Raw genomic sequence first — 12,732 nt, forward strand, 5'->3', positions numbered from 1 at the left:
AGCCCCGCCAGCCACAGGACGTGGCGTTATCGGCGGGCAGCGCTTGTCGGGGCTGAACAAAGCGCTTTTTTATTGATAGGATGCTTCTAGTTGGTCAATTAGAGATCCTACATAACTGACGGCTTTTCGTACAGGTTCGGGAGTCGACATATCGATGCCGGCATGCTTCAGTAATTCTAGCGGCTTCATCGTTCCGCCTGCGCGGAGCACCTCAAGCCAGCGGTCGACAGCTGGCTGGCCTTGCTCCTGAATCAACTGCGAAACAGCAGTCGATGCAGTCAGACCGGCAGAATAGGTGTATGGATACAAGCCCATATAGTAATGAGGCTGACGCATCCATGTGAGTCCCGCTCCTTCATCGATTTCGACTGTATCGCCCCAGAAACCGGTCAGGACCTCTGTTTTCATTTCAGTAAGGGTTGTCGCCGTAAGCGCATTGCCTGCTTCTGCATGGGCATAAACACGACGCTGGAATTCAGCCTCAAGTAGGTGGGTCACAAAATTATGATAATAGGTTCCTAGCAGCTGCAGGACGACCCAGCGAATCATCTGCGGGTTATCCTTATTTTTTTCAAGAAGGTATTGGGCCAAAAGCATTTCGTTCATTGTCGAAGGCGCCTCTATGAAGTACATGGATGGGCGCACGTTCATGATACGCTGATTTTTATTCGCTAGGAAGAAATGGCCTGCATGGCCGAACTCATGGGCCAGCGTGAAGCAGCCGCGCATATTGTCCGCCCAGGTGATCAAGATATATGGGTGCGATCCATATGGGCTTGAGCAAAATGCCCCGGTAGATTTCCCGACATTATCAGCAAGGTCGACCCATCTTTCTGCAAAGCCTTTTTCAATCATTGCGGTATAATCAGGTCCCATAATCTTCAAAGAATCAGTAATCAACTGCTGTGCCTCATCAAAACTAATTTCAGGGTCAAAGTCAGGATCGAATGGAGCCTTCAAGTCACAAAACATCATTTTATCCAAACCAAGTACCTTCTGCTTTAATTGAGCAAACCGGCGCATATGCGGGGCCAGTTCCTTGTAAATGATATCAATTTGATTGTTGTACATTTCCTTTGTAACCTGCTGTGGTTCCAAAAGCATTGCAGTAACGGATTCATACTTCCTCAGCCTTGCAAGAGTCACCTGTTTTTTTACTTCAGTTGCATAGGTGGCAGCGATGGTGTTCTTATACTGTTTAAGGGTGGAAACAAAAGATTCATAGGCTTTTCTACGGATATAAGGATTCGGTGAAAATTCATATCGGCTCTCAAATAGCGCAAAGGAGACTGGCAAATCGTTGTTTTCTTCGTCCATGATGGACGAAAACTCCATATCCGCTAGTTTTGCCATATTGTAAATGTGGTAAGGCGCTGAATGAACTTCCCCTAAAGCAGCGAGGACTTGCTCCGTTTCGGGTGATAATTTATGCTTTTTCGTGTCGAGAAGCTCCAGGAGCGTCTTTTTGAAAGGCAGGAGTCCTTCCTCTGCTTGAATGAATTCTTCCACTTTGCCTTCCTCAAACTCGAGAATTTCTGATGAAATAAAGGATAGGGCAGCCATCGCTTTCGTGACGATCGATCCAACCTTTGCGGAGTTAGCCTGATTAGCTGGGTCAGTGCCGTCTGCGGACTGCTTCAGACTTGCATATGTATGGGCCTTGACCAATTTCTGAGTTAACTCTTCCTGGGCAGACAGGCATTCCAGTAATGCTTTCGGCCTTGTATGTAAGGTTCCCCTGTAGTCGTCGAATTTTTTTACTTCGGACTCAATCTCCTCTAATGCCTCGATCCATTTTTGCTCCGAACGGAAAAGATCAGTAAGATCCCATGTCAATGATTCAGCAATTTCTGAGCGAACAAGACGTTTTTCCACCGTTTGATTCATTTTTATCTCCTCCTTTGTCCTTCCATAATACTACGAATATCGAAACAATGTTAGAGAGAAAATGAAATATTTTGAAAAATCAATATAAAAAGACGGCTGTTGAGCCGTCTTTATTACCATTTTGCATGAATTATGCTTCCTGTTTAACGGTACGAACACTGTAAAAATGGTATAAAAGGAAAGCGATAGCAGAAAGAATAATTCCTGAAATATACGGCAATCCAATTGCAATCGAGAACAGCCATCCGCCTAATGGCGGTCCGATAATTCTGCCGAGCGAGTCAAAGGACGACAGGAGCCCAGTTGTTCCACCATGGCCTGTCGTAGATTTCTTGGTTAAAAGGGAAGAAACGCTTGGCCGAATCAATCCATTGCCAATTCCAAAAATGGTCAGGTAAAGAGCGGCCGTGCCAAAACTCTCCGTCAGAAGAATCAAGCCAAACCCGATCGCCGATACAACAATGCCAAGCTGAATGACCTTCCCTTCGCCGAGTGTTTTCGTCAATCTTCCGACTAAACCACCTTGGACAACCGCACCGGCAAGTCCCATGATCATGAATATATAGCCCAATTGAACCGAACCGAGAGCAGCTTTTTCCGCGGCAAAATAGGCAAAAGTAGCTTCGAGACCAGATAAAGAAAGGGAAACAAATAACTGAAGCAAAAACAAAAACGACAAAGGTTCTCCGACGGCTTTCACTAGTGAACTCCGCTCTCGTTGCTGACTAGTGCGCTGATCTGCTGAAAGCGACTCCTTTAAAACAAAAGTGACAACTAGGAATGTGACTAGGGATGTGGCACCTGCAATGTAAAAAGGGGTGCTCAAACTTGTTTTTGAAAATACGCCACCGATCGCTGGTCCAAAGATGAAGCCAAGTCCAACAGCAGCTCCGATGATTCCCATCCCTTTTCCGCGGTCCTCTTCTGAGGTGATATCTGCGACATAGGCCATCACCGTTGGCATATTGGCTGATGACAAAAATCCGCCGATAATCCGCGCTGCAAACAGCATCCAAAGCTGAGTAGACAGAGCCATCAGAAAAAAGGAGAGAGCCAAGCCAAGAATGCCAATCATGATGACTGGTTTTCTCCCTACCCTGTCCGAAATGCGACCCCACATCGGTGCGAATAAAAATTGCATCAGCGAGTAAACCGCCATCAACAGTCCAAGTTGTGTAGGGGATGCCCCGATTTCCTCCGCATAAAAAGGGATGACGGGAATGATGATCCCAAACCCGACCATCACAAGAAACATAACTAAAAATAAAATAGGCAGAGCCTTCTTTGTATTCATTCGCATATTCACTCCATTAAGTTAACGATATTGAAAATTATATCAGAAGAGCAGGGGTATAGCGAAAAGTTGACCTGATATTTTCATTTATTGGTTTTGAGTCTGAAACAGATTTTCTGTAATATGGGTAATAAGAAATTTTTACAGAAAAAGGTGTAGGGATGGAAAAATATGTGGTGATCGGAGCAGGGATTCTCGGTGCCTCAACTGCTTTTCATTTAGCAAAGGACGGAAAGAGCGTAACAATTATTGACCGAGAGGAGCCAGGACAGGCAACAAATGCAGCAGCCGGAATTATCTGTCCGTGGCTGAGTCAGCGGCGGAACAAGGCTTGGTATTTTTTGGCGATAAATGGTGCGGCTTATTATCACTCGCTGATCCAGCAGCTAGAAAACGACGGGGAACAGGAAACCGGGTATCAGCAAACTGGAGCGATAAGCGTAGATATCGCTTCAGATAAAATTCGAAAAATAGTAGAAAGAGCGATACAAAGACGGGAAATGGCACCCGAAATAGGCGATATCCGCCAGCTAAGCGAAAAGGAAACAAAGGCGTTATTTCCGCCGTTAGCGACGAAATATGCTTCTGTCCATGTAAGCGGGGCCGCGCGCGTGGATGGCCGTCTTCTGCGGCTGGCATTATTAGCTGCTGCCAAAAAACACGGTGCCAAATGGATAGCAGGTAATGCTGCTCTTGATTTTAGCGATGGCCAGGTAACAGCGGTTACGATCAACGGAACGAGGCTAGAGGCGGACAAGTTCATAATCACAGCAGGTGCATGGGCGCCTGAGCTAGTAAAGCCACTTGGAATGGAGCTAAAGATCACTCCGCAAAAAGCCCAAATCATCCATTTGCAGCTTGAAAACGAGGATACAGGAGAATGGCCTGTTGTAATGCCGCCAAATGCTGCGTATATTGTGACATTCGCAGACGGAAAGGTAGTGATGGGCGCCACCCATGAAAACGATATGGGATTTGACTTGCGGCCGACGTTAGGCGGGATGCAGGAAATCATCGATAAAGGTCTGGAGCTGGCACCTGGCCTAGCTGATGCAACCTTTCTTGAAACCAAGGTTGGTTTTCGGCCAGTCGCTCCGAACTTTCTCCCGATTATCGGCGCCGTTCCAGGATTCGAGAATCTTTACTTGGCAAATGGACTCGGGTCTTCCGGCCTGACAGTCGGTCCTTATCTTGGTTACCAGCTTGCAAAATTAGCAACAGGAAAAGAACTTGATATCGATCTCGCCTTATACAATCTATCAGAAGCAATCACCAAGGATATTTCCTAGGCAATGAAATATAGGAATTGAAACGCATATAAATCCCTGCATAGCGGGTATAACACTTAATCAGTGTTTACTAGAAAGCAGGGAGAACCATTTGTATGCAATGGAAGGGCGGAAAAAGCACAGCTGATAAACTGAATTCCCTCCACGACAGTTTGATCAGACGGAATTCAATAAATAGCAAGTCCGGTTCTCGAAAGGCTATCAAGCTGGCAATCTTGGACAAGGAGATACATTTAACACCAGAGATTTTAAGTTTCTAAAATACCACATTAGGTATATAATAATAGTGCAAACAGTTTATATTTTCTAGAAATGAAAGCGTAAGCAAATTAAGCGGAAGAAGGGTCGCTGATGGCCAAAAAGAAATTTGTTTATTTCGTTTCGTTGAGCTCCAATGTTCCTTTTGTTTTGAAAAAAGCGCTGAAAAAAGCAGAGGAAGAAAATGAGGTAGCGCTTTTCTTTGATTTGGATGGTGCAAGGGTATTGGATAAACGGTATTTGAAAATGGTGGAGAGAACCCATAATATCGATTTGCAAAAACTGATGAAGCAGGCGATGGATTTAGGAATCAAGTTTTATGGCTGCCAGATGAATGTGCTGATCGCCGATGGGCTGGAACTTGTGGAAGGAGCAGAATTGGCAGGAGTGGTAACTTTTTTGGAAGCCGCTTACCAGGCGGATGCAGTGCTAAGTTACTGATGGGGGGAAGAACTGATGGAGAAAAAGAAAGTAGTAGTAATGGCGTTGCATGATGAACTGGAGTCTGCTTATCCACCCTTGAATGTTGCAGTTGGCGCTGCTTCCTCAGGTGCGGATGTCATCCTTGCCTTTTCCCGGAAAGGGGTCAACATCCTTGATAAACGGTATGTTTCGGTCCCGTCCGAGGAGCTGAAGTATCTTTCAAACGCATTGAATGACTTTGGCGTAGCATCCGTCCATGAACTCCTGGGAATTGCTGTCAAAATGGGTGCCCAGCTGTATGTCGTTGATCTGGATGTAAAAGACAATTTTGAATTCATCCATCCAGCCGAACAAGTACCAATTAAATGGCTATTAAATGAAGCAGCATCCGCAGATTTATTCATGCATTTTTAAGATGAATTAGCAGCTATCCGAGTAGAAAACGATGGAATCATGACAGGTTCAGGGTGCAGGGAGGCGAAGTTGTCAAGAAAACGATGGAATCTTGACAGGTTTAGGTTGCAGAGAGGCAAAGTTGTCAAGAAAACCACGGAATCATGACAGGTTCGGGCTGCAGGGCACCAAAGTTGCCAAAAAACCTGCAGCGTTAAACAGAGATCTTCTCGGAAAATCCGTTTTTGAAGGTGACTCTATTTTTGCCGAGCTCCTTCGATTTCAGCAAAAGCTGGTCGGCGTGTATATAGCCTTTTTCCATGGAAGTATACTGATTCACTTGAAAGTAATATAGCCCGAAAGAAGAGGTGATTGTAATTTGATGCTTCTCCGATTGGTATTCGACCTCGACGGAGCTTGTTTCGACTCCATGGCGAATTTTTTCGACGAGATCGATGGTTTGGCTAAGCGATTTCTTTCTCAGAATTATGGTGAACTCTTCGCCACCGCTGCGGAATAGGTAGTCTTCCGTGGACAAATAGGATTTTAGCGTATTGGCAAAATGCAGGATGACCCGGTCCCCTACTGCGTGATTATAAGAGTCATTGACCAGCTTGAACTTATCGATATCAGCAACGACGATGGCTATTGTTTCATCCGTATCGTTTAATTCGCACATTGTTTTATCCATCCATGCTCTGTTCGGAATCCTGGTCAGAAAGTCTGTATAGGCCATTTGTTTAAACTTGTCCCGTTCAATCTTGTTTTTGATACTTTGTGACTTCGAATGGAACGAGCGGCTTACCAGATAGTTGAGAATGAACAGGCCGACAACCATTTCCCATTCCTGTTTCATCAATAGCAACAGCAGCAGGCCATTCGTGAACGCTGTTTTACCGAGATCAAGCCAATTATTGCTCTCCCGGAAAAATCGGATAGCCTGCTTGAAATCCTTCATTTCGCCCATCATAAAAAAAGCGGTCGACAAAAAAGTATAGGAAATCAAAGTAGTGATCACTGTCAGCATCAACATCAAAATCCAAAAACCAAATGGGATGTTGGTGAACGCTTCGTGTCCCCATTGATACAAAAAGAAACCAATCGAGTAGTTCAGCGCATGTGCACCAATATTGTAAAATGTGTCCCAAAATTCATCTTTATCAGCGGTGTTGGAACGTTTCCTTGTAAAATAAACGGTGAACCGGTAGATTGTCTCAAAAATGAATAATCCGATTGGTCCTGCAAAAATTCCAAAGGATAGACTGTAGCTGATGCCATAGTCGAATTTTATTGTTCCGTTTTGCGCAGTAATCCGCAAATGATTATAAAGGCTAGAAAACAACCAATAAATAAACAATGCAATGAAAAATACATTTTTATCTAAGGTAAAGACACCCAGCCCAAAAGCAGCAGCAATGGCAGCAAAAAATAATGTAAAATCATATAACCTAGCTTTCAGCATAGGAAAAAAGTCCCCTCTCCAAACGTACACCCTAATTTTATCCTAATCATAATTACAGTTGCAAAATAATTTTTTGATTTGTGCAAATTTTGTGGGCGTTTCCCTTTCTGTAGTCGATCATAAAAGTCTATAATATCTTTATAAGCATAAAAAGTCACCGGTTATCAAAAAAATATAAGAAACATTTTCAGAATATTTAATTAATTATTGTTGGAGAGGGATGGAAATGAAGCTGCTATTTGGCGGGATTTTGCTGCTTTTGGTGTTCGCTGTGACGGGTATATCCAAGTACCATCAGCGGAAGAGCAGGTTGATGCAATTGCCTGCCAACAATCCGCAGGCTTTTATCGAAAAAGGCTCGCGCCAGGAAGGAAAAAAACTGGTTGCTGTCATCGGCGGTGATATAGTTCACGGTACGATTAGCTACAATTTTGTTGATGATGCAGCCAGGAGACGAAGCTGCAAGGATTATCAATTTATCAATGCTGGCGTGAATGGGAGTACAGCTTATGATGTCCTCCAGCGCCTGGAAGACGTAATTGCCTGCCAGCCAGATTTTGTAGTCGTCCTAGTTGGGTTAAACGACGCTGCGGTTAAAATAGCACCGGAGTTTGCCAGGAAGAACACCAAGTTAGCAAAGCAAAGCGAGAAACCGTCTTTACTGGTATACGAAAAGAATCTTTCCCTGATTGTTTCTAGATTGAAAGTGGAGACTTCTGCGAAAATCGGACTTATGTCGCTGCCGGTAGCCGGTGAAAATCTCTTTTCAAAAGAGAATATGGAATTGGACCAATACAATGAGGGGATAAAAAACATTGCCGCTATGCATCATGTTTCCTATCTTCCTTTTAACGAAAAGTTAAAAGCTTATTTAAAGGGAAAAAACGAGACGAGAGGAGGATCGCTTAAAAATAGTTGGAAGCTCTACAAGAAATTGGTCATCGACCATCTTGTATTTGGGCACAGTCTTGACCGCATCTCGTATGCAAATGGATACTTGCTGCTAACGGACGGCATCCATTTAAACAGTACAGCGGGGATGATCGCCGCTCATCAACTCGAGCTATTCCTTAAACAGAATGAACACAACGGGTTTGCGAATGGAACGAAAGGAAGCTATACTAGCTAATACAAAAATGAGGGGGAATCTGCATGCTTGCTTGGAACATACCAGGGAGAGGACAGTACCAATTGCATCATCTGGTCTTGGATTTTAACGGAACCATTGCTTTTGGCGGGGAGCTGATCCCAGGCGTTGGGGATAGAATTCAGCTGCTTAGTAGGGAAGTGGAGATTCATGTTATTACTGCCGATACAAATGGAAGTGTGGCTCGACAGTGTGAGGGATTGCCTGTCACGGTACAAATTCTACAATCAGAGAATCATACAGGTGAAAAGGGAGAATTTGTCCGGAGTCTAACTGGCGTCCTCTCCATGGGCAATGGTGCAAATGATGAAGCGATGTTCGCCGAATCCGATCTTGCTGTGGCGATAACCGGAAGAGAAGGCTGCGCAACAGCAACGCTTCTGAAAAGCGACCTAGTGATTGAAAATATCAATGACGCGTTGGACTTGTTGCTGAATCCTAAGCGGTTGATCGCAACGCTTCGAAAGTAGAAATGAAAAAAATGCAGGAACACTAATTGGTAGCTATTTTCGCCAATAAGTAGCGCGGAATCGCCAATAAATTTATTTTTCGCCAATAAAACGCAAAAATCGCCAATAAAATTGTGAAAACCGCCAATAAAAAGATTCAGGGGAATTCATCACAGGCGCGAAACTCACCCAATCGGCTCAATATCCAGGATATTGAGCCGATTTTTTTTGTAAAAAAAATATATAATAGATTCACACACCACTTTTTCCATTATTAAGAAAATCTTAAGATTTATGCTCAGTGTATATTAAGGTTCATCGCCTAGAATAAACAAGAAGGGAAGGGGGTTATTCCACTTGGAGCAATACAATGTGCTTGTCGTAGATGATGAAAAGGAGATACGGGATGCGATTGAGATTTATTTAAAGAACGAGGGAATCAAAGTTATCAAGGCAGCGGATGGGATCGAGGCGATCGAGAAGCTGAACGAGCAGCCGGTGCATTTGATCCTGCTCGATGTGATGATGCCGCGTCAGGATGGGATTACGACGACGTTCCGAATTCGGGAAGACAAGAATATCCCGATCATCATTTTGAGCGCGAAAGCAGAGGATACCGATAAAATCCTCGGGCTACAAGTCGGAGCGGATGATTATGTGACGAAGCCGTTCAACCCGCTCGAATTGATCGCAAGAGTAAAATCGCAGCTCAGGAGATATGTCTCGCTCGGTACATACGAAGGGAAGACGAAGGTGATCGATCTAAAGGGCTTGACACTTGACCAGTCCTCGAAGGAGGTCACCGCACATGGAGAACCGGTAAGACTGACGCCAATCGAGTACAAGATGCTCGAGCTATTGATGACAAATGCCGGCAGAGTGTTCTCCATTCATGATATTTATGAGCGAGTATGGAAAGAGCCGAGTTACAATGCCGAAAATACGGTAGCCGTTCATATTCGCAAGATCCGCGAAAAAATAGAGATCGATCCAAAGAATCCGAGATTTTTGAAGGTGGTGTGGGGGATTGGATACAAAATTGAAAAGTAAGTATGTATTTGCGGCATGGGTGCTCTTGATGGCATTTGGTTTGAGCGGGATTTTTTCCTTGCTGACAAACAGCAGCCGATATGTGCAGGGGAATTATTTTCAGTCGCAGGAATTCAACTCACAAATGGATCAGTTTATCGCGATGTTGAATGTCTACGAGCTTTATGGAATGCCAAAAGCAGAAATGAAAAAGCAGATTACCGTTACTGATGAGGAAATAGAAGAACATCGAACAAGATATGGAAACCTTGCAGAGCAAATTTCCAATATCAGAATGCAATATGAAGATCAAATTCAGGTTGCAAATGATACAGGAAACAAGGCGGTCGAAGCGGTCCTTAAGAAGGAAAGAGACGCAAAAGTCGCGGACATAACAGAGAATTTCAAGAGCGATGAATATGTCCGCGCTAAAGTTGTGAAAGAAAAAGAAAAGAAGATTGATGAATTTTACAAGGGGCTGCAAAGTTACCAACGTGAATTCAATAATCTAGAGGGTGCCTTCAAATATTACCTGAAAGACAATGCAACAGGCGAAGTCTATACGAATCTTACCATTTCGAAGGGAAAAACGGCCTCTGACTATCTGAATAAAAAGGAAATGTATTATTTACAGGATTACGAGAACCTGCAAAATATCTACATGTATGAAATATTTATGCCTTTTAATGAAGTGGCTGAAGAAATTTTAAGAAATCATAAAGACCGGGAGGTGACCGGCCAAATCGGACTTTCCAAGCATGCGTCAGAAAAAAACAGCGTGATCATGAATTATCGAGACTACCAAAAGGGTCAAACACTCTTTTTCGGTTATCTCCTAACTAGCATCGCTACCTTGATTGCGAGCTATTTCCTCGGAAAAAGAAAACTGGCAACCGTAGTTGGTTCTTTTGATCAGTGGAAGCCCCTTTATAGGAAAATCCCGCTGGACGTTAGAGCAGGAATACTTTTAACAACCTTGTTTTTCCTGTTGCTGTCAATGTCTCTGATTAATCAACAATTTGTGTATTATCATGAAAATTTCTTTGCGAATGTTATCGACTTGATTGTCAGCCTGATTGTAGCAGCTTCCTTGCTGGCATTCGCCTGGATCCAGCTGAGCTTTCTTTCTGAGTATCGCAACGATTGGCCAAAGTTTGAGGAGGAAATGAAAAAAACGATAGTAGCAAAAAGCTATCATGCCATTGTAAATGCGTTTTTCATCAAGAGCATTGGTTTCCAGCTGCTCATTCTTCTCGGGATTGTATTTGCAATGGGCATGCTGTTCGTAGCGGTCCTTGTAGCGGGCGGAGGGCATGTAATCGTAATAGCTTTCGCATTTGGAGTGGTCAATTTGCCACTTTTCATCCTAATCATGAGCAAGGCTGGCTATCTGAATAAAGTATTGACGCATACAGAGGAACTGGCTGCAGGAAATTTAGGCGCGAACATACCGGTGAAAGGCAAGTCGGCAATCGCTAGGCATGCTGCCAATATTAATGACCTGCGAACGGCTGTGAATGTCTCCAACAAGGAACAGGCAAAAAGTGAACGGCTGAAAACGGAGTTGATTACCAATGTAAGCCATGATCTCAGGACGCCGCTTACTTCGATTATCACCTATACAGAGCTTCTCAAAACGCCTGACCTAGACCAGGAGGATCAGGCCTCCTATATCGAAATCCTCGACCGTAAATCGAAACGGCTGAAAGTGTTGATCGACGACCTGTTCGAGGCAACAAAAATGGCGAGCGGAAATATTGACCTTCACAAGGAAAAGGTGGACATTAATCAGCTGCTGCAGCAAGCTTTAGCCGAGCATAATGAAGCGCTGAGTCAGTCCTCTCTACAGCTGCGCGTAACACAGCCAGATCATTCGATTTATGTTTATGTAGACGGGCAAAAGCTCTGGAGAGTTTTCGATAATCTGATTGGCAATATTCTGAAGTATGCACTGGAAAATACGAGAGTGTATATTTCGGTAAAAGCAGACCAAAACCAGGTAGTGCTCCTCTTTAAAAATATTACCAAATACGAGCTGGGCGATGACCAGGGTGAACTGTTCGAGCGCTTCAAACGCGGTGATCAGTCGCGTCATACAGAGGGATCCGGACTAGGGCTCGCAATCGCTAAATCCATCATCGACCTGCACGGAGGCTCACTTGAGATCGACGTCGATGGCGACCTGTTCAAGGTGACGATCACGCTGGACCAATACGCTTAATCAACAACCCCCTTTGCCAGGCAGAGGGGGTGTTTACTGTTTTTGGCGGATTTTTATATACAGAATCCTTGATAGCACGATCATCCCTGCATGAAAAAAGCTATTCCAGAGCTTGTTCGTCCCCATTTTTAATAGGCGCGCCTGCTTCATAATCCAATCCATTCCAGTTAATCCTATAAACATGTTCAGCCTTGGAAGCACTCCCTGCTTCGAAGAGTTGCTGACAAAGAAAACAGCGCAAACCAAACTATAGAGTGGAGCAAGAACGAAATGCTCATGCCATGAATGATACCTTCTCGGCCAAAAGCGTACCTTTCTTCCGACTGAAGATAGATAGATCCAAGTAAGCCCAATGACCTCAGTCGTCAAGTATTGGGCAAGCACCAACACTGATTTTTTTTCGCAATCAGGGCGCGGTAAAACCAATCGCCGATCGAAAAATAAACCATTAGAAAGAATACCGTATAGGATGGCTTCCACCAGTATACTTTATAGATTTTCAAGCGCAGGAATAATCGTTCAATCGCATAATAAATCAGCGTGATGGAAAGCTTCCAGTACCGATTTTTCCGGTACAAGGGTAGCAAGGTAGCAGTAATGGGAACATAGAATCCCTGCGATAAAATTGCCCCGAGAAATTGGTCAGGCGCCGTTTTTATGAATATTTGGCTTATAGGAGTAGCCTTTTAATAAAATAAGGACTAGGTACTCAAAAAAATAGGCCAATCCAATATTTGAGAACAGCAGCGTCCAAATCTGCTTTTGCCGTCTGTTGATCGTTAATAGGAAAAAAAGCAAGACATGAACAGCAGCCAGCAGCAGAAAGGGAGGAGCGTTCGTTCGAGTTTTTATCATATCAACACCCCGGTTTTCGTATCTA

General features: G+C 44.0%; 12 protein-coding genes. 7 read left to right on the forward strand and 5 right to left on the reverse strand.

Annotation, left to right across the window (positions count from 1 at the left end; all coding sequences use genetic code 11):
- Nucleotides 1-69: 69 nt before the first annotated feature.
- Nucleotides 70-1,887, reverse strand: a complete 1,818-nt coding sequence (gene pepF / locus UB32_RS10575; protein ID WP_044393617.1) for an oligoendopeptidase F — start codon at nt 1,885-1,887, stop codon at nt 70-72.
- A gap of 130 nt (nt 1,888-2,017) precedes the next feature.
- A complete protein-coding gene (locus UB32_RS10580; protein WP_044393619.1) occupies nt 2,018-3,181 on the reverse strand; it encodes a tetracycline resistance MFS efflux pump in 1,164 nt (387 codons plus the stop codon).
- 161 nt (nt 3,182-3,342) lie between these two features.
- Between UB32_RS10580 and UB32_RS10585 the strand changes: the two genes are divergently transcribed.
- The 3 genes from UB32_RS10585 (at nt 3,343) to UB32_RS10595 (ending at nt 5,565) form a co-directional block, all read left to right on the forward strand.
- A complete protein-coding gene (locus UB32_RS10585; RefSeq protein ID WP_044393621.1) occupies nt 3,343-4,470 on the forward strand; it encodes an NAD(P)/FAD-dependent oxidoreductase in 1,128 nt (375 codons plus the stop codon).
- A 351-nt stretch (nt 4,471-4,821) separates the two neighbouring features.
- Nucleotides 4,822-5,169, forward strand: a complete 348-nt coding sequence (locus UB32_RS10590) for a DsrE/DsrF/DrsH-like family protein (RefSeq protein WP_044393623.1) — start codon at nt 4,822-4,824, stop codon at nt 5,167-5,169.
- 15 nt (nt 5,170-5,184) lie between these two features.
- Nucleotides 5,185-5,565 carry a peroxiredoxin family protein gene (locus UB32_RS10595; protein WP_044393625.1) on the forward strand — a complete coding sequence of 127 codons (381 nt, stop codon included), beginning with the start codon at nt 5,185-5,187 and terminating at the stop codon, nt 5,563-5,565.
- A gap of 193 nt (nt 5,566-5,758) precedes the next feature.
- Here the strand turns inward: UB32_RS10595 and UB32_RS10600 are convergent, their stop codons facing one another.
- Nucleotides 5,759-7,006, reverse strand: coding sequence for a GGDEF domain-containing protein (locus tag UB32_RS10600; protein WP_044393626.1), 1,248 nt, complete (start codon nt 7,004-7,006; stop codon nt 5,759-5,761).
- Between the two features lie 226 nt (nt 7,007-7,232).
- On the opposite strand from UB32_RS10600, the gene UB32_RS10605 reads away from it, so the two are divergent.
- The 4 genes from UB32_RS10605 (at nt 7,233) to UB32_RS10620 (ending at nt 11,852) form a co-directional block, all read left to right on the forward strand.
- Nucleotides 7,233-8,135 carry an SGNH/GDSL hydrolase family protein gene (locus UB32_RS10605; protein WP_044393628.1) on the forward strand — a complete coding sequence of 301 codons (903 nt, stop codon included), beginning with the start codon at nt 7,233-7,235 and terminating at the stop codon, nt 8,133-8,135.
- A 23-nt stretch (nt 8,136-8,158) separates the two neighbouring features.
- Nucleotides 8,159-8,623, forward strand: a complete 465-nt coding sequence (locus tag UB32_RS10610) for an HAD family hydrolase (RefSeq protein ID WP_044393630.1) — start codon at nt 8,159-8,161, stop codon at nt 8,621-8,623.
- A gap of 336 nt (nt 8,624-8,959) precedes the next feature.
- Entirely contained in the window at nt 8,960-9,652 is a 693-nt protein-coding gene (locus UB32_RS10615; RefSeq protein ID WP_044393631.1) for a response regulator transcription factor, read from the forward strand.
- Nucleotides 9,630-11,852 (forward strand): sensor histidine kinase, encoded by a 2,223-nt coding sequence (locus tag UB32_RS10620; RefSeq protein ID WP_128721530.1) that lies wholly within the window; start codon nt 9,630-9,632, stop codon nt 11,850-11,852. The genes UB32_RS10615 and UB32_RS10620 overlap by 23 nt, the downstream gene beginning before the upstream one ends.
- A 33-nt stretch (nt 11,853-11,885) precedes the next feature.
- Here the strand turns inward: UB32_RS10620 and UB32_RS10625 are convergent, their stop codons facing one another.
- Both UB32_RS10625 and UB32_RS10630 read right to left on the reverse strand, forming a co-directional pair.
- Complete coding sequence (locus UB32_RS10625) at nt 11,886-12,332, reverse strand: hypothetical protein (RefSeq protein WP_044393633.1); 447 nt, start codon at nt 12,330-12,332, stop codon at nt 11,886-11,888.
- Between the two features lie 162 nt (nt 12,333-12,494).
- Nucleotides 12,495-12,707 (reverse strand): hypothetical protein, encoded by a 213-nt coding sequence (locus UB32_RS10630; protein WP_044393635.1) that lies wholly within the window; start codon nt 12,705-12,707, stop codon nt 12,495-12,497.
- Nucleotides 12,708-12,732 lie beyond the last annotated feature (25 nt).

Origin of the sequence: Mesobacillus subterraneus (genome assembly GCF_000934845.1) — a bacterium.
Classification (GTDB): Bacteria; Bacillota; Bacilli; order Bacillales; family Cytobacillaceae; genus Mesobacillus; species Mesobacillus stamsii.